The 16,331-nt window shown below is 62.5% G+C and carries 15 protein-coding genes; 8 read left to right on the forward strand and 7 right to left on the reverse strand.

The window, feature by feature from the left end:
* Nucleotides 1-594 precede the first annotated feature (594 nt).
* Nucleotides 595-1,206 (reverse strand): LysE family translocator, encoded by a 612-nt coding sequence (locus I6F09_RS23695; RefSeq protein WP_036044087.1) that lies wholly within the window; start codon nucleotides 1,204-1,206, stop codon nucleotides 595-597.
* A gap of 45 nt (nucleotides 1,207-1,251) precedes the next feature.
* Nucleotides 1,252-1,626: a response regulator gene (locus I6F09_RS23700; protein WP_036009616.1), complete on the reverse strand. Its 375-nt coding sequence runs from the start codon at nucleotides 1,624-1,626 to the stop codon at nucleotides 1,252-1,254.
* A gap of 122 nt (nucleotides 1,627-1,748) precedes the next feature.
* Between I6F09_RS23700 and I6F09_RS23705 the strand changes: the two genes are divergently transcribed.
* On the forward strand, nucleotides 1,749-2,585 hold the full coding sequence (locus I6F09_RS23705; protein ID WP_225189165.1) for an SDR family NAD(P)-dependent oxidoreductase: 837 nt from the start codon (nucleotides 1,749-1,751) through the stop codon (nucleotides 2,583-2,585).
* Between the two features lie 142 nt (nucleotides 2,586-2,727).
* On the opposite strand, the gene I6F09_RS23710 is transcribed toward I6F09_RS23705, so the two are convergent.
* A complete protein-coding gene (locus I6F09_RS23710; protein WP_225189166.1) occupies nucleotides 2,728-3,534 on the reverse strand; it encodes a lytic murein transglycosylase in 807 nt (268 codons plus the stop codon).
* Between the two features lie 171 nt (nucleotides 3,535-3,705).
* Between I6F09_RS23710 and I6F09_RS23715 the strand changes: the two genes are divergently transcribed.
* The 3 genes from I6F09_RS23715 to I6F09_RS23725 all read left to right on the forward strand — a co-directional run bounded on the left by I6F09_RS23715 (nucleotide 3,706) and on the right by I6F09_RS23725 (nucleotide 5,309).
* Nucleotides 3,706-4,212: a hypothetical protein gene (locus tag I6F09_RS23715; protein WP_225189167.1), complete on the forward strand. Its 507-nt coding sequence runs from the start codon at nucleotides 3,706-3,708 to the stop codon at nucleotides 4,210-4,212.
* A gap of 16 nt (nucleotides 4,213-4,228) precedes the next feature.
* Nucleotides 4,229-4,567 carry a hypothetical protein gene (locus I6F09_RS23720; protein WP_225134850.1) on the forward strand — a complete coding sequence of 113 codons (339 nt, stop codon included), beginning with the start codon at nucleotides 4,229-4,231 and terminating at the stop codon, nucleotides 4,565-4,567.
* Between the two features lie 505 nt (nucleotides 4,568-5,072).
* Nucleotides 5,073-5,309 carry a hypothetical protein gene (locus tag I6F09_RS23725; protein WP_036009587.1) on the forward strand — a complete coding sequence of 79 codons (237 nt, stop codon included), beginning with the start codon at nucleotides 5,073-5,075 and terminating at the stop codon, nucleotides 5,307-5,309.
* A gap of 18 nt (nucleotides 5,310-5,327) precedes the next feature.
* On the opposite strand, the gene I6F09_RS23730 is transcribed toward I6F09_RS23725, so the two are convergent.
* Together I6F09_RS23730 and I6F09_RS23735 are read right to left on the reverse strand one after the other, a co-directional pair.
* Nucleotides 5,328-5,705 carry a DCC1-like thiol-disulfide oxidoreductase family protein gene (locus tag I6F09_RS23730; RefSeq protein ID WP_036009586.1) on the reverse strand — a complete coding sequence of 126 codons (378 nt, stop codon included), beginning with the start codon at nucleotides 5,703-5,705 and terminating at the stop codon, nucleotides 5,328-5,330.
* A gap of 398 nt (nucleotides 5,706-6,103) precedes the next feature.
* The gene (locus I6F09_RS23735; protein ID WP_225189168.1) at nucleotides 6,104-7,105 is read right to left on the reverse strand and encodes an AraC family transcriptional regulator; all 1,002 of its coding nucleotides are present in this window, start codon (nucleotides 7,103-7,105) and stop codon (nucleotides 6,104-6,106) included.
* Nucleotides 7,106-7,389: 284 nt separating this feature from the next.
* On the opposite strand from I6F09_RS23735, the gene I6F09_RS37590 reads away from it, so the two are divergent.
* From I6F09_RS37590 to I6F09_RS23755, 4 genes are all read left to right on the forward strand, one after another.
* Nucleotides 7,390-7,776, forward strand: coding sequence for an AraC family transcriptional regulator (locus I6F09_RS37590; RefSeq protein WP_225151826.1), 387 nt, complete (start codon nucleotides 7,390-7,392; stop codon nucleotides 7,774-7,776).
* Nucleotides 7,777-7,840: 64 nt separating this feature from the next.
* Nucleotides 7,841-8,599 carry a hypothetical protein gene (locus tag I6F09_RS23745; protein WP_225134855.1) on the forward strand — a complete coding sequence of 253 codons (759 nt, stop codon included), beginning with the start codon at nucleotides 7,841-7,843 and terminating at the stop codon, nucleotides 8,597-8,599.
* A gap of 81 nt (nucleotides 8,600-8,680) precedes the next feature.
* On the forward strand, nucleotides 8,681-10,111 hold the full coding sequence (locus I6F09_RS23750) for a DUF1254 domain-containing protein (RefSeq protein ID WP_036009581.1): 1,431 nt from the start codon (nucleotides 8,681-8,683) through the stop codon (nucleotides 10,109-10,111).
* Nucleotides 10,112-10,347: 236 nt separating this feature from the next.
* A complete protein-coding gene (locus I6F09_RS23755; RefSeq protein WP_225134899.1) occupies nucleotides 10,348-11,349 on the forward strand; it encodes a transporter in 1,002 nt (333 codons plus the stop codon).
* A 397-nt stretch (nucleotides 11,350-11,746) separates the two neighbouring features.
* Here the strand turns inward: I6F09_RS23755 and rpoD are convergent, their stop codons facing one another.
* Together rpoD and dnaG are read right to left on the reverse strand one after the other, a co-directional pair.
* A complete protein-coding gene (rpoD, locus tag I6F09_RS23760; protein ID WP_036009578.1) occupies nucleotides 11,747-13,882 on the reverse strand; it encodes an RNA polymerase sigma factor RpoD in 2,136 nt (711 codons plus the stop codon).
* 375 nt (nucleotides 13,883-14,257) lie between these two features.
* Nucleotides 14,258-16,258: a DNA primase gene (dnaG, locus tag I6F09_RS23765; RefSeq protein ID WP_225189169.1), complete on the reverse strand. Its 2,001-nt coding sequence runs from the start codon at nucleotides 16,256-16,258 to the stop codon at nucleotides 14,258-14,260.
* Nucleotides 16,259-16,331 lie beyond the last annotated feature (73 nt).

Raw genomic sequence — 16,331 nt, forward strand, 5'->3', positions numbered from 1 at the left:
TCTCACTGCGGCTCGCGAAAACGCGCCCTTGGTTTTGGATTCATGAACGGCACGCGGCTATTGCCGGATCGTTAAGGCTGTCGCGCCCGATGGCCTGACGCGTGGAGCGGATTCGCGCCAAAAATCACCCGAAAGTGCATCTGAGCTGTGGATAACAGGATGACACGGATGTGACGACGCGGGGCAGCCGGCTCCGAATCTGCTGAGTTTGTCGTCGAGGATGTTGCGAGGCTGGCCCTCCGCCGAGCACCCTCGTGTCGCGTTCCACCATTAACCCTTGAGAGGATACTATGGCTAAGAAAGCGAAGAAGGCGGCGAAGAAGAAGGCGAAAAAGGCCAAGAAGGCGAAGAAGAAGTAACGAGGCTTCTGTTTCTTTGCCCGGGTGGAGTGAGCTCCGCCCGGGCGTCGGGTCGATCGAAGGTGGCGGGCGCAAGGCCCGCTTTTTTATTGTGCGAGAGTTCGAAGTGTACCCGCTCTAACAGCGTCATGGCCGGGCTTGTCCCGGCCATCCACGCCTTGCCGCACAGTCCGAAGAGCGTGGATGCCCGGGACAAGCCCCGGCATGACGAGACCTTTCGAGAGGTGACGAAGACCTACCTTTCCGACAACGCCAGCTTGGCGCCGAGCGCGGCGAAGCCGGCGGCAAAGGAGCGGCGCAGCCAGGCCATGACGGCCGGGCGGGAGATGACGCGCTCGCGCACCGCGGCGGCGCAGAGGCCGTAGAGGACGAACACCGCGAACGTCATCGCCATGAAGGCGCCGCTCAATTCCAGCATGCGCGCCAGCACATGGGCCTCGTCCGCCGCGACGAATTGCGGCAGGAAGGCGAGAAAGAAGATCGACAGTTTTGGATTGAGGATGTTGATCAGGAAGCCGGTGACGATGACGCGGCTGCTCGATCTTTCCCTGATCTCGCCGCCAACCGCCAGCGCCCCGGTCTCGCGCAGAGCCTGCCAGGACATGTAGAGCAGATAGGCGACGCCGCACCATTTCAGCGCGGCGAAGGCAAGCGCGCTGGTGTGGAGCACGGCGGCAAGACCGAGCATCGCCGCCGCCATGTGCGGCACGATGCCGAGCGTGCAGCCGAAGGCGGCCGCCACGCTGGCGCGCGAACCGCGGGTCAGCGCCGCAGCCAGCGTGTAGAGCACGCCGGTGCCGGGGGAAGCGACGACGATGAGCGAGGTGAGCAGGAAGGACCAGGTCATGGGCCGACCTTATCACCGCAGCGCGCTGCGAGAAAGCGAAGCGCGTCAGGACAGCTGAGCGATCTCGGCCTCGCGCAGCACGTCGAGCGGCGCCCAGGGCTTGGCCCAGAACTTGGCGCCGTCGGGCAGGGCCTGCTTCAAGGGCCGGCCCGAGGTGACGACGACGTCGAGCTTCGGATTGCGGTCCTTGGCGACATGGGCGAGCTCGACGCCGTTCATGCGGCCGGCCAGCTGGACGTCGGTCAGCATCAGACAGAGCGCGCCGGCGTTCTTGTCGAGGACGCGCTCGGCGGCCTCCGCGCTTTCGCACTGGATGACCTGGTAGCCGCTCTCTTCCAGCAGGACGCAAAGCATCTCCCGCTGCATGGCGTCATCTTCAACGATCAGCGCTGTCGCGCGTAATGGCGTCGCTTGTCCCATCGGCGGCTCCCAATGCATGCTCTCCGTAACGAATGTTAAAAACCGAGGCCGGCTACGGTTCGGTTCCATTCTGAAAAAATGTAAAGCATAGTTCCCGCATCAGGGGCTTGACGGGGAACATCATGACTACGATTCGCGGCGCTGCCGCCATCACGGGAGCCGCGAGCGGCATCGGCCGGGCGCTGGCGATCGAGTTCGCCCAACGCGGCTGCGACCTCGCGCTGGCCGATCGCGACGAGGGCGGATTGAAGGCACTCGCGGCGGAGATCGGAACAGCGCGCAAGGTCAGCGTGCATCGCGTCGACGTCGGCGAGCCCGGCGATATCGCGCAGTTCGCAAGCGAGGCCATCGCCGCGCATCCCGCCCTCGGCATCGTCGTCAACAATGCCGGCGTTGCGCTGATGGGCACGTTCGAGGAGATCGACCAGGCGCAGATGGACTGGTTGTTCGACATCAATTTCTGGGGCGTGGTGCACGGCACGCGCGCCTTCCTGCCGCACCTGAAGACCATGAGCGAGGCGCACATCGTCAACCTCTCCTCGATCTTCGGCATCATCGCCCCGCCGGGCCAATCGGCCTATGCCGCGGCGAAGTTCGCGGTGCGCGGCTTCTCGGAGAGCGTGCGGCACGAGCTCAGCGTCGCGGGCAGCCCGGTGAAGCTGTCGGTCGTGCATCCCGGCGGCATCGCCACCGCGATCGCGCGCAACGCCCGCACCGGCGTCGGCGTCACCGACAATGCCCGCCGCGCCCAATCGATCGAACGGTTCGAGAACGCGGCGAAGACCTCGCCGAAGGACGCGGCACTGCGCATCATCAGGGGCATCGAGCGCAACGAGCCGCGCATCCTGATCGGCAACGACGCTCGCTTCATGGACCTGCTGCAGCGCTTCCGCCCGGGCACGTATTGGGCGCCGCTGCAGCGGCGGCTGGAGAAGATGGCGAAGGGGATAGAAAAGTAGCCAGGAGCGCAACGGCCTCCACACCCACCGCTGTCATTCCCCGCGAAGGCGGGGAATCCAGTACGCCGTGGCTTGCTCTAGCCGCGCCGTCTCTGGAATACTGGATCACCCGCCTTCGCGGGTGATGACACCGATGATGTGGTCACTGCCCCATCAGCCGATCGGCGAAATAGCCGATGGTCTTGCGGTACACCACCGCCCTGTTCCACTCGCGCATCGCTTCGAAGTTCGGCGTGCCCTCGCCATAGGGCTGGCCCATCTTGAAGCCGCTGGTGTGCAGGAGGTTCGCGGTCGAGGCGAGCACGTCGGGGATGCTGTGGCGGAGGTCGACATGGCCGTCGCCGTCGAAATCGACGCCGTACTTGATGTAGGACGATGGCAGGAACTGGGTCTGGCCGATCTCGCCGGCATAGGCGCCGATCATGTCGCGCAGCTGCAGGTCGCCGCGCTGCACGATCTTGAGCGCGGCCAGCAGCTCGCCCTGGAACAGATCGGTGCGGCGGCAATCATGCGCGAGCGTCGCCAGCGTGCGGACCACCGGCAGCTTGCCGGTGTCGCCCTTGCCGAAATCGCTCTCCAGCCCCCAGATCGCGACCAGGATATAACGGGGCACGCCGAACTTCTGCTCGACGCGCGACAGCAGCGCGGCATGCCGCTGCAGCATCGCGCGCCCGCCATTGATGCGGCCGGGGCCGACCCGGGTCGAGACGTACTGCTCGAAGGTCTTGTTGAAGGTGTAGCGCTGGCGCCGGTCGAAGGCGAGAACCGCAGGGTCGGGCGTCACGCCGCCGAGCGCCGCATTGGTCACGCCAGCCGAGACGCCGGCGGCCTGAGCCTCCTGCGCCATGCTGGCGACAAAACTGTTGAAGTCGCCGCCGCAGCGGGCGGCCTGCGCCGACCCGCCGGCCAGAGACACGACAAAGGCGGCAGCGAGAAGCAGTCTCAGCATGTGGAGCAATCCCCAAGAATCCCAGCGCGAAGCAGCGCTGAGGATCATGCCCGGGAACGCCACGAGCGTCAAAGCGCAAGGCTCGAAGGACAAGGCTCGAAGCAAGGCTTGATCCGCATCAAACCGTCTCACGCCATGCTTTCTAGACTGGACCGAGCAGGAGAACCGCACATGACCGGAATTACCTTGACCGCCGAGCAGATCCGCAATGCGCCCGCCCCGGTGCTGCAATGGATCGAGCAGGAGGTGATCGCCGCGCTCGGCCTTGCGCCACGGACGCCGGCGGCCGCGCCGCCGCAAGTCCCCCACCTCGTCGCCTGCAGCGTGGAAGACATGGCCGGCGTGCTCGAGCACATCCGCGGCGTGCTTCCGGCCGTGAACGTGCTGTTCGAGCTCGGCCGCCCCGGCATCAGCTTCGGCCGCCCCGCGGTGATGACGTTCCGCCTGATGGACCTCCTGCATCACACGCGCCTCTCGGACGTCAGCGAGGTCATGACGTGTCTCGAGATGATCAACCAGGCGCTGACCGAGGTGAAGAAGGACGCGTCCGTGCGGTTCTGCGGCTTCGACAACGAGGGCCATTGCCTGATCGCGCCGCAGACGCAACAGAGCATCGCGACACTGTGGCAGACCATGGTGGAACGGCAGCAGGCCGCGCGTGCCGCGCCGGCGGCGTGAGGGAGGCGGCATCGCCATGCCCAACCGCCAGCAGCCTCCATCAACCCGCTCGCTCCTCCGCATCCCGCTATTTCGCCTGCTCGCCATCAATCTCGCGATCGGCGCCTGCGCCGCCGTGCTCTTGGTCGGCGGCCTGCTCTGGCTCAATCCCGGGCATCTGCGGGAGCTGATCTTCGCCGACCGCGCACCTGCCATTGCGCTCGTGCTGCTGCTCGCTTCCTTCCTCATCACCTTCGGCTCGGCCGCGATGGGCAGCGCGATCATGGCGCAGGGACGCAAGGAGCGTAGCAACAAAGGCGGCGGACGGGGATCGCGGCTCGCCGTGCAGGAGGTGGTGCACCGCCGGCGGGATTGAGGCGCGCAGCGCGAAGCGTGCGCGTCGGCGCCGAAACAAAACCGCAAAACAACCCCATGCACAGTAGAAGTCTTGATGTGATCTTTGCGCTTTTTCCGAATCGACGTTGACCGTCGGACAAAACAGTGGTATGGTGCCAACATCGCAAGACTCCAGACGCTGACGCCCGCGCGCTCTCGTTGCCTTCGGAGAGCGCAGCAAGATGAACAAAGTACTTCGAGGATCCAAAGCATCTGATTTTCGAAATTGTGGGAAATCGCGATATCCATCAGCTGCATATCTGATGCGCCTGCTGCGACATCGTCGCGCGACGATTTACCTTGCCATCGCGGCGCGCCTTCTATAGCCTTCTATTTTAGGTTGTCGCCCTGCCAGCCCCGGGCGACGCTGAAAAGATAAACGGCGGGCTTCGGCCCGCCGTTTATTGAAGGGCGTGGCGACGATCGCGAAGGTCACAATCCCGAAAGTAATTTGACTGCGGCGTCCTGATCGAGGACAAGCCGCCATGGCCAAAAAACCCGGAACCAACCCCAAAGGCGAATTCGCCTTCTTCAACGTCGTCTACGAAGACGATTCCCAACGCTCCAACCGCCGCGTCCCTTCCGAACTGCTCGGCGGCCTCGACGGCGACGAACCCGCCCGCAACTTCATCATGGAACAGGACCGCGAGATCGCGGAAAAGAGCGGCCGCCCGGCGCTGGAGATCAAGCGGATCGAGCGGGTGGGAGCGAAGAAGAAGTAGGCGGGCACAGCGGGGCGTTCACCAGCGCCCGCTCCATTTATTCCAGGCAAATAGCAGATCGGCAAACCGGTCATAGGCAAACCGCGTGATCGGCAGCGCCACGCGATTGCCGAACAGCACCGCAAGCCACCCCTGCCCCGGCGTCAACCGCCACAGCGCAATCGCGACATCAGCGCCGACGACGAGCCGCCCGGCCTCATCCGTCGCATGTAGGCGCCGCCTGATGTCGTCGAGCGAAGCGCCAAAGTGCGCCAGTGCATCAGGCTGCTCGTTGATGTCCCTAAACTCAACGGTGCCCGCGCGCACCAGCGCCAGCAGCTTGTTGCGCTGCCAGTCAATGCCGGCGTCGCAGACGGGGCAGCGGGTGTTGTAGTAGACGGTGAGGTGGGGTGGCATCGATGCGCATTTCTCGTCGGAAGAATAGTCCGAGAGAAAGCCAGATAAACACCTATGCTGAAGATGGCGTTACAAGGCCACAAGGAAGGGCAATCCGACCTAGGCCCGCCGAATTGCGCGGCAGCCTCGACGGCGACGAGCCCGCGCGCAGCTTCATTGGGGAGCAGGATCGCGAGTCGCGCAAAAGAGCGGGAGGCCGGCGCCTGCAGATCGAGCGGATTCAAAGGGTGGCGCGAAGAAGAAGTAGGGTTCGGCCCTATCCCCGTCATTGCGAGCGCAGCGAAGCAATCCAGAGATGCGTCTGTGGGGATGGGCGGCAGAGCAGACCTGATTTGCTCAACTTGAGTTCTTCGCATTGTGCCCCCGAAGCGGACATGATGCAGCGAATGACAACTCGACTATCGAGCCCTCCATTGCTCGCGGAATTGCCCGGGCGTCACGCCTGCAACCCGGCGGAATGCACGGGTAAAATGGGCGGGATCTGCGTAGCCCGAAGCAAACGCAATCTCGATGATCTTGGAATCCGTATCTCGCAAAAGCTTTCTGGCATTTTCAAACCTCACGGTATCCAACAGCCGCGAATATGTCATCCCGGCGCGAGATAGCTTGCGTTGAAGGCTGCGTGCGCTGACCCCCGCCATCTCCGCGACTTCCGCCAGCGCCGGAGGCCGCTCGTCCATGTAGGATGGCAGCATCAGCTTAAGTGCGTGGATAAAGTCAAAGTTCGAATGTTCGACAAAGTCGCTCTTCGGATGAGAAGGAGCTTGCTTCAATCTGTTAGGAAGGCCCAGCAATGAAACAGGTACGTCGATCCACGAAGCTTCTTGACCAGACAGGAAGCTGGACGTCGGCCAGAAAGACCGACATGCCGGACCCGGCGTGTACCGCGCCTCAAAGGCGATAGTTGCCGGTGCCCAGTCCGGCCCGGCGAATTGCCGGACGATGTAAATCGGGAAAACGTTCTGAAGCCATTGTGAATGCTCGAGATGCTGAAGTCCGGCAGTGCCGGCTAGCTTGCTGCAATAGCGAACATGGTCGCCGTGGCGCTCAACCCAGTTGCTCAAGTTTGAATCTTCGAGCGAAGCCAATCTACAGGCCTGGTGCAGCGCGACGAGCAAAGTCGGAGAATGACTGATTAGATACCTGGTCTTCTCACTCAGGTGCCCGAAATCGAGCGACCTAGCAGCGTGGAATCCGAAATCCTCGATACCTTGCGACCGGCTGGCAAACTCCGCAAATTCGATCGCAGGTAAGATCGGCACGTAATGATCGGCTTTTTCCTCCAGAGAAGCGGGCAACCGATATTTTTCCAATAACGAAGCGGTTGGCGCGCCGAGATTATTCAAAATGTCAGCGAATGGACTGAGGTGCTGACAACGCGTCAAATGAATCTTTGGCATTGGTGCGTCTCGATCACTAAAATTCAGCGCACGAGCGGCGTCGCAGGACGACAGCTCCCTACCCGGGGAGAGCTGACGCCTGTCACGCGCTTAGATTATCAGGACTGCAAGGCTCTTTGCTTGTTTTTGTCGTCTGGCAATGCCTCCAGAGGATCTCAGTCCCACCTCATTCCATTCGACGAAAGTTTTGGCGCCCGATGGCCAGATGGGCCTTTCAGCTTCCCCTAGTCCCATGGCCTGATTTTTCACTGTGGGAGCATGGGCTTCAGGCCTGCCGCCAAACGATGAGAGCCGTCCGCTTGCCTTCATCCACGGCGGTCCGCGCCGCCATCGTTGCATCACTGCGGCACGGTGACGCAACCCTTGATAGCACAGCGCATGCGCTCAGAATTAGTGGGCGCACATTGCAGCGTCATCTCGAACGCATGGGCACGAGCCACAGCAAGATGCTCGACGAAGTCCGACTAGAGATTGCGTGCCGCCTGCTGGCCGATACGAGTAAGCGCTTGTCGGATATTGCAGAATTTCTCGGATACACGAACGCGAGCAGCTTCAGCCGCGCTTTCGTGCGTTTGATGAAAATTCAACCTATCGTTTATCGGCGACAGCAACGTGGCCGCGAGCATGATCGGTCGCTTGTCCGCCGACGTTCTCGCACTACTAGCCGCTGAATGATTCCTGACGATTGGCGCGAAATGGCAAGACGCGCCGCGTGATTTGGCGCGAAATGCAGAGATGCCGCCGGCACTAGCGACGGTTTATCGCTTCCGAATTGCTCACGTGCTGCTCGAGGAAAACAACCAGCCTGCAAAGGAGAAGACCGCTATGACAATCCGCCTGGCCTTGATCGCGGTCTGCGCCGCTGGCTTAGTGGTAATTCCGCACAAGCTCCTTGCTCAATCTTCGGCCGAACCCAAGCCGCACATTCCGCTTGAGAAATCGATTGGTCAGGCCAAGCCGGAAGTGGTCCCATCGCTTTTTGTCCTCAACTCGCGCGGGGTGAGCCTGAAAGAGGGTAAGCTGGTGCTAAGCGGCGTTTCTCCGAATGCGATTGTGTTTGCCGACCGACCCGTTCGTGCCGCCGGGCATGATCTGACCTCCCGGATTGTCGAGGACTGGGGCCATGGCAGCGACAACTTCGCTAAAGACCCGCCCAACGCCACGGTGTCAGGATTCAAGAAAGACGGATCGTCGGTGTTGGATGCCGTCGTCGTGTTGAAATCCCCCAAGCTTGAAGGTGATAAGCTGACGTTCGACGTCGATATCCTCGAAGGTGATCTCGCCGGGGCGGACGGGCCGGCATCGGTCTTTATCGATATCATTGGCCGTCCGTTGACGCCGTTGTCTTTCGCCGGCGTCGCTCGCCGCACCGCCTGGCGCGGAGCGTTCTACCGCGGCGCTGCCGTGGCAGGAGCCGCTGCTGTGGCCGGGGCTGCGGCGTATCCCTATTACTCACCGCGCTGCGGCTACTACCCCTATCCGCCCTGCTATTGAGCCGTTCGCCCGAGTGGCTCCGTTGCAAAGGCGTGAACTGCGAATCCACGTGACTGGTTTTCTATAGGAAGGAGATTAGCGATGAACATCACCCGTCGATCCCTTGCATTTGGCGGAATGGGGCTGCTCGCGGGAGCCGCCGCCACACGACCGGCTCTTGCCCAGGATTCATTTTTCGGAGTGGGACAAGGCCTGGAGGATTTCTGGCTGGCCAGCGACGCCTACATCTTTGGCTACCCGCTGGTGACGATGGAGATGACCCGGCGGATCATCACGAATGTCGCCGAGCCCGTCGGCACGCGCGGTCCGATGGGACACATCATCAAGCTGCGCCAGTATCCCGACGCCACCTTCAGGGATGTGACGGCACCGAATGCCGACACCTTGTACACGACATCCTTCTTCGACGTCGGAAAGGAGCCCTGGATACTCAGCATTCCGGACATGAAGGGCCGCTATTTCCTGATGCCGATGCTGGACGGCTGGACCACCGTGTTTCACGTGCCAGGTAAGCGCACCACCGGCACCGGGGCGCAGACCTACGCGATCACGGGGCCGGGTTGGAAGGGCACGCTGCCGGCGGGTGTCAAGGAGTACAAGTCGGCCACCAATATCGTGTGGCTGCTCGGCCGCATCTATTGCACCGGCACGGCGGACGATTACGCTGCGGTGCACAAGTTGCAAGACGAATGCAAGCTCGTTCCGCTCAGCGCTTATGGCAAAGCCTACACGCCCGCCCCCGGGAAGGTGGATCCAACAATCGATATGAAGACGGCGGTCCGCGAGCAGGTCAATCGCATGGACGCGGTCTCATACTTCAAGCTGCTTTGCGAACTCATGAAGACTAATCCGCCATACGCCGCGGACGCGCCTCAACTTGCGAAGTTTGCCCGCATCGGCATCGTCCCAGGGCAGGATTTTGATGAGAGTAAGCTGAAGGCAGATTTTCTGAGGCGCCTGCCGGAGGTGTCGTTCGACCGGATCATGCTTCAGTTCAAAATCAACAAGGCCATCAAAGACGAGAATGGGTTCGCGTTCACGACCAAGACCGGCATCTACGGCACCGACTATTTGATGCGGGCTTTGGTAACCGCGATCGGGCTTGGTGCCAACCGGCCGCAGGATGCCGTCTATCCGACCTCGCAAAAAGACGCCGACGGTCACAAGTACAGCGGCGCGAACAAGTACGTGATGCGATTTCCGAAAGGTCACTTGCCTCCAGCGGAGGGATTCTGGTCGCTTACGATGTACGACAGCGGCTATTTCTTCGTGAAGAACCCGCTCAACAGGTACTCCGTCAGCGCTCGGGAAGACTTGAAGGAGAATCCGGACGGATCAACTGATCTGTACATCCAGAAGGACTCTCCCGGCAAAGAGAAGGAGTCGAACTGGCTACCTGCGCCTGAGGGAGATTTCATCCTCATGTTGCGTATGTACTGGCCCCAGGAGACGGACCCCTCGATCATCAACGGCACATGGACGGTCCCGGCCGCCAGAAAAGTTGGAGCCTAGAGCAGGCAATCATGCCGGCGCGCATGCGCCGGCATGATTGCTAGGCCGCTCCCAGATGCCCCACAGCACGCTGTACTCGCTTTGGGTTTTCTGGGGCGAATGACACGGCATTCGCGATGCAGGAGGCCATGATGTCGGCACTTCACCTTGGAAAAGGAAAACAGCGCGTTGGACGGAGCGCGACAAAGCCGTCTCTCTCTTCTGCGTTCAGGAATGCAGCCATTGCCTCGGCAGTCATGACGCTGTCGGTGCCTGCTGCCACGGCTTACGCCGACGAAGGTGGCGTTTCCTACTGGCTCCCTGGCCGCTTCAGCAGCCTTGCCGCCACCCCTCAAGCCCCCGGCTGGTCAATGGCAGCGGTCTACTACCACACCAGCGTAAGTGCATTCGGCACCGCGGCTGCCGCAAGGGAAATTCACGTCGGCAGAATCCCCGCAACAGTAAACGTCGATCTGAACTTGCGTCTGAATGGGCGAGGGGATCTCGTCCTGCTCAATCCTACATACACGTTCGCAACCCCCGTGCTGGGCGGGCAACTGGCCATCGGAGTGACAGGACTGTTCGGACGATCGAGCGCTGATCTAGCAGGAACGCTCACCGCAACTGTCGGCCCCCTGGCCGTGACGCGCACGGGCAGCTTCGGCGACTCGATCACGTCAGTCGGGGATCTCTACCCGCAGGCGACGCTCAAGTGGAATGCAGGCGTCCATAACTTCATGACCTACGTAACCGGAGATGTTCCCGTCGGCGCTTACAGTTCGTCCCGTCTCGCCAATCTCGGCATCGGGCATGGCGCCATCGACGGCGGCGCCGGCTACACCTACTTCAATCCGCAAACTGGCCACGAGTTTTCCGCGGTGGCGGGCCTCACCTACAATTTCAAGAATCCGGATACGCAGTACCAGAACGGCATCGATCTTCACGTTGACTGGGGAGCCTCGCAGTTTCTGTCAAAGCAAACTTTCGTCGGCCTCGTTGGTTATGCCTATCAGCAGATAACTGATGACTTTGGCCAGCATCCCGCCCTAGGCGGCTTTCGGTCCCGAGTCTTCGCAGTTGGTCCGCAGATTGGCTTTCTATTTCCGGTAGGCGATATGCAGGGGTATTTGAATCTGAAGGGATATGGCGAGTTCGCTGCGGAGAATCGGCCGGCTGGCTGGAACACTTGGCTGACGTTCTCAATATCGCCGATAGCGCCGACCAGAACTGTCGCATCAACCCGGCGGATCACAAAATAGCAGCGTGGCCGCTTAGCCGATCTCGCCGACACACCATGGGTCGGTCGAACGTCTCACGTGAACATATCGAACTGAGCTGGTTATCTGCGTAGCCTCGAACCTTCCACCTGCTGAACAAAGCTGGCGTGAAGGTAGTCGAGAAGATCTACCTGCATCGAAATCCCGCACTTTGAAGAAGGAAAGTCGCCCCCCGGACCGGCACTTCCGCTTTCGGCCCATCTCGGAAGTCGGGCACCGTCCGCACTTTTGTTGCTGTTGGAATGGAATCGGACATGGGTAGGGCAATCGCCTGGTGGTTGCTTCGTCGCAAGCGCTCCTCGCAATGACGGGGCGAGAGCCGGGTCAAAGAAAAACGGCGGGCTGTTGGCCCGCCGTTTTCGTTCTGATTGAAATCGGATCAATTATCCAAAAAGCTCCGCAGCTTCCGGCTCCTCGACGGATGCTTCAGCTTCCGCAGCGCCTTCGCTTCGATCTGACGAATACGCTCGCGCGTCACCGAGAACTGTTGCCCCACCTCTTCCAGCGTGTGGTCGGTGTTCATGCCGATGCCGAAGCGCATGCGCAGCACGCGCTCTTCGCGCGGGGTGAGCGAGGCGAGCACGCGCGTGGTGGTCTCGCGCAGGTTGGACTGGATCGCGGCGTCGATGGGCAGGATCGCGTTCTTGTCCTCGATGAAATCGCCGAGATGCGAATCCTCTTCGTCACCGACCGGCGTCTCCAGCGAGAGCGGCTCCTTGGCGATCTTGAGAACCTTGCGCACCTTCTCCAAGGGCATGCCGAGCTTTTCGGCGAGCTCCTCCGGGGTCGGCTCGCGGCCGATCTCGTTGAGCATCTGGCGGGACGTGCGCACGATCTTGTTGATGGTCTCGATCATGTGCACGGGGATGCGGATGGTGCGGGCCTGGTCGGCGATGCTGCGGGTGATCGCCTGCCGGATCCACCACGTGGCGTAGGTCGAGAACTTGTAGCCGCGGCGGTACTCGAACTTGTCGACCGCCTTCATCAGGCCGATGTTGCCTTCCTGGATCAGGTCGAGGAACTGCAGGCCGCGGTTGGTGTACTTCTTGGCGATCGAGATCACGAGACGGAGGTTGGCTTCCACCATCTCCTTCTTGGCCTGGCGGGCCTCGCGCTCGCCCTTCTGCACGGAATGCACGATCTTGCGGAACTCGACGATCTCGAGGCCGGTCAGCGCGGCGAGCTGATGCACCTCGTGGCGGAGGTCCTTGATGCGGTCCTTCTCGTGGTGGACGAAGTTCTTCCAGCCCTTGGCCGACAATTTCGAGACGCGGTTGAGCCAGCGCGGATCGAGCTCCGAGCCGGTATAGTTGCGCAGGAAATCCTCGCGCGCGACGCCGTGACTGTCGGCAAGGCGCATCAGGCGGCCCTCATGCGAGACGAGGCGCTTGTTGATGTCGTAGAGCTGCTCGACGAGGCTGTCGATGCGCGCCTGGTTGAGGCGCAGCGACTTCACCTCGACGATGATCTCGTCCTTCAGCTTCTTGTACTTGCGCTCCTGGTGCGGCGAGAGCGACTCGTTCTGGAGCTGGTTCTGGATGTCCTGCTCCTGAAGCTTGCGCAGCTTCTTGTAGCTGTCGGCGATGCGATCGAAGATCTCGACCACCTTCGGCTTGAGCTCGGCCTCGATCGCCGCGAGCGACATCTGGTTCTCGAACTCGTCGTCGTCCATGTCGGACTCGGCGGCGGCCTCGCCCGGATCCTTCTCCTCGCCCTCGGGGGCGGCCGCGGGCGCGGCGCGGAACGGCGTCGGCGACGGGGGCGCGGCAGGCGGCGCGACATGCGCGGGCGCAGCGGCGGACGCGGTGGCTTCGCCGCCCTCGGCCGAGGCTTCGCCGCCCTCGCCATTGGGTCCTGCGATCATCGCGGCGTTCATGCCGCCCTTGGCATCCGGGCCGGCATAGGTGGCTTCGAGATCGATGATGTCGCGGAGGAAGATCTTGCCTTCGTTGAGCTCGTCGCGCCAGATGATGATGGCCTGGAAGGTCAGCGGGCTTTCGCAGAGACCCGCGATCATCGCCTCGCGGCCGGCCTCGATGCGCTTGGCGATCGCGATTTCGCCCTCGCGGGAGAGCAGCTCGACCGTGCCCATCTCGCGCAGATACATGCGCACGGGATCGTCGGTGCGTTCGCCAGGCTCGCTCTTCTTGACCTCGGTGACGGCCTTCTGGGTGACCTCGACGAGCTCGTTATCGGTCTCGTCGTCGCCCTCGTCCTTCTCTTCCTCGCCTTCGGTGTCGTCGGCTTCGGTGACGTTGATGCCCATGTCCGAGAGCATCGACATGATGTCCTCGATCTGTTCGGGCGAGGTCTGGTCGGACGGCAAGACTTCGTTGAGCTGATCGAAGGTCACGAAGCCGCGCTTCTTGGCCTGCTTGATCATCTTCTTCACGGCGGCGTCGGACAGATCGAGCAAGGGCGAGGGCGCGTCCTGGGAATCCTTCTCCGGCGCATCCGCTGCCTTGTCGTCTTTTTCCTTGTCCTTCGCCTGCAGCGTCTTTGCCTTGGTGGCCATCCATTGCTCCTAAACGCGCTTCATGCGAGACGCGCCGCGCCTTCGCGTGAATTCACATGAACCTGTTGCTCGACGCTCTCGCTTCGGCAGCTCTCGACACGGAAAGGGCGGCGCACAAACCTCTCGCCACCCCCAACTCTCTCTCGCCGGAATTGCCTAACGCTTCGTCAGCCTCTTTGTCGCGGCGGATGCAGGTGTAGTGCCAACAGCGATTGCGCGGATTCATTCCTGACGCGTCTGTTATGCCTGCGGCCGCCTCTGGGCCAAAGTGCTACAAGACCGTTAAGCCTCGATTAACCCTGTTTTTGCCGCCAAACCTAGGATTTGGCGAGTCTTTTAGCGGTTCCAGCCGTGGCCGTCCGCATGTTTCTTTCATCACATGCTCTTCTGGAGCCGGCCCGACAGCTCGCCAAAACCCTCGATCAGGGCCTCGGTACCGTCGACTTCACCTATCCGAGCCTTGACGTCACGCAGCCACGCCAAATTGGCCTCGCTGGGATCCTCCCCCAAGGCCAGCTCGGCGTCTTTCAGCTCTCTAAGTAGTGAATGCCATTGCCGATGCAAGGCAACCAGCTGGTGCCAGGTGGCAAGAACGTCGTCCCGCGCCGCGCCCTCGCGGGCGGCCCACACCGCCTGGGTCGTGATGACATTCTCAACCCTTTGAAGAGTTTGAGAAAATCCACCCTTTTCGAGGTCACCGCGCATCTTTTCGGCCTGCTCGCCCGGGTCCGGCGAGTGGTGATGGTCGTTGGCGAAGGCGGCGATGATGGCGGCCCGGAGCTTGTGGGCCTCGGGATGGGCCAGCTCCAGGGCGGCGACCTCCTCCAGGTGCTCGTGCAGCAGCCAGGGGTGGTTGATCAGGCATTGCAGGATTAGGGCCTCCCGGCGGGAGATGGCGCTGCGCTGGCCCTTCATGATCGGGCTCGCCGCCAGCTGCGGGCTCGCCGCCTGGTAGGGGCCGGAGGGCAGCGGAATGGAACCGGGCGCGCCGCGGCGGCCGCCGCCGAACCCTTGTCCACCGAATCGATTCGCCCCGCCCCGGGGCTGGAACGGCCGGCCGCCACCGGGGCGGAAATTGCCCCGGCCGCCAAAGCCGCGGCCGCCTTCGGGCGCGAAGGCGCGCTGCAGCCGCTCGACGAATTCGTCGCGATAATAGCGCCGCACCACCTCATCGCGGATGCCGTTCGTGAGCTCCCTGATGCGCGCCTCCAGCGCGGCGCGCCGCTCGGGCGTGGCGAAATTGCCGCCCTCGAGCTCGCGCGACCAGATCATGTCGGCGAGCGGACGGGCGGCGGCGATGACCTCCTCGATCGCGCCGCGCCCGCCCGAGCGCACGAGATCATCGGGGTCCTGCCCTTCCGGCAGCAGCGCAAAGCGAAGACTCTTGCCGGGCGCGAGGAACGGCAAGGCAAGGTCCGCAGCACGATAGGCCGCCTTCTGTCCGGCGCGGTCGCCGTCGAAGCAGAGGATCGGCTCGTCCGCCATCTTCCAGAGCAGCGCGAGCTGGCTCTCGGTGAGCGCGGTGCCGAGCGGCGCGACGCTGCCGGCAAAGCCGGCGGTGACCATGGCGATGACGTCGACATAGCCCTCGACCACGATGAGCGGGCTGCCGTCATGGGTGGCTTTGCGCGCGGTCTGGTGGTTGTAGAGATTGTCGCCCTTGTGGAAGAGCGGCGTCTCCGGCGAATTCAGGTATTTGGCCGGAACGTCCTTCTCCAGCGCCCGCCCGCCGAAGGCGATGACGCGGCCGCGCAGATCGGTGATCGGAAACATCACGCGATCACGGAAGCGGTCGTAAGGAACGGGGATGTCGTCGCCGCCGATCAGCAGACCGGTCTCGATCATGTCCTCGACGGAGATTCCGAGCTTGCCGAGATGCTCCTTCAGCGCGAACCGATCGGGCGGGGCATAGCCGAGGCGGAACTGCAATTGCGTCGCCGGCGAAATGGCGCGATCGGCGAGATAGCCGCGCGCTTTCGCGCCGACGCGCGAGGCCAGCGTCTCGGCGAAGAATTTCGCCGCGAGATCCATCACGTCATGCAGCGAGCGCCGCCGCTGCTCCTCGCGCGCGGCGTTGGGCGTCACCGCCGGCAGCGGCAGGCCCGCCATATTGGCGAGCCGCTCCACGGCTTCCGCGAACGGCAGGCCGTCGGTCTCCATCACGAAGGTGATGATGTCGCCGTGCTTGCCCGAGGAGAAGTCGTGATAAAAACCCTTCTGGTCGTTGACGTAGAAGGACGGCGTCTTCTCCTGCTGGAACGGCGACAGCCCCTTCCACTCGCGCCCGGCCTTCTTCAGCTTGACGCGCTTGCCCACGACCTCGGAGACCGAAAGCCGGGCACGAAGCTCGTCGAGGAACTGGGGCGTGAAGCGCATGGGGCGAGTTTAGCCGAGCGTTTGAGTCGGGCGAAGGATCAGGGATATAGGGACGGCCCGGTCAAAGGCCAGG

Origin of the sequence: Bradyrhizobium sp. IC3195 (genome assembly GCF_020193585.1) — a bacterium.
Taxonomy (GTDB): Bacteria; Pseudomonadota; Alphaproteobacteria; order Rhizobiales; family Xanthobacteraceae; genus Bradyrhizobium; species Bradyrhizobium yuanmingense.

Coding starts and splice junctions, on each gene's coding strand:
- I6F09_RS23730 (WP_036009586.1), bottom strand. CDS start 5,705: ATGCCACCCCACCTCACCGTCTACTACAACACCCGCTGCCCCGTCTGC.
- I6F09_RS23735 (WP_225189168.1), bottom strand. CDS start 7,105: ATGCCAAAGATTCATTTGACGCGTTGTCAGCACCTCAGTCCATTCGCT.
- I6F09_RS23725 (WP_036009587.1), top strand. CDS start 5,073: ATGGCCAAAAAACCCGGAACCAACCCCAAAGGCGAATTCGCCTTCTTC.
- rpoD (WP_036009578.1), bottom strand. CDS start 13,882: ATGGCCACCAAGGCAAAGACGCTGCAGGCGAAGGACAAGGAAAAAGAC.
- I6F09_RS23705 (WP_225189165.1), top strand. CDS start 1,749: ATGACTACGATTCGCGGCGCTGCCGCCATCACGGGAGCCGCGAGCGGC.
- I6F09_RS23700 (WP_036009616.1), bottom strand. CDS start 1,626: ATGGGACAAGCGACGCCATTACGCGCGACAGCGCTGATCGTTGAAGAT.
- I6F09_RS37590 (WP_225151826.1), top strand. CDS start 7,390: ATGAGAGCCGTCCGCTTGCCTTCATCCACGGCGGTCCGCGCCGCCATC.
- I6F09_RS23710 (WP_225189166.1), bottom strand. CDS start 3,534: ATGCTGAGACTGCTTCTCGCTGCCGCCTTTGTCGTGTCTCTGGCCGGC.
- I6F09_RS23745 (WP_225134855.1), top strand. CDS start 7,841: ATGCCGCCGGCACTAGCGACGGTTTATCGCTTCCGAATTGCTCACGTG.
- I6F09_RS23720 (WP_225134850.1), top strand. CDS start 4,229: ATGCCCAACCGCCAGCAGCCTCCATCAACCCGCTCGCTCCTCCGCATC.
- dnaG (WP_225189169.1), bottom strand. CDS start 16,258: ATGCGCTTCACGCCCCAGTTCCTCGACGAGCTTCGTGCCCGGCTTTCG.
- I6F09_RS23695 (WP_036044087.1), bottom strand. CDS start 1,206: ATGACCTGGTCCTTCCTGCTCACCTCGCTCATCGTCGTCGCTTCCCCC.
- I6F09_RS23750 (WP_036009581.1), top strand. CDS start 8,681: ATGAACATCACCCGTCGATCCCTTGCATTTGGCGGAATGGGGCTGCTC.
- I6F09_RS23715 (WP_225189167.1), top strand. CDS start 3,706: ATGACCGGAATTACCTTGACCGCCGAGCAGATCCGCAATGCGCCCGCC.
- I6F09_RS23755 (WP_225134899.1), top strand. CDS start 10,348: ATGACGCTGTCGGTGCCTGCTGCCACGGCTTACGCCGACGAAGGTGGC.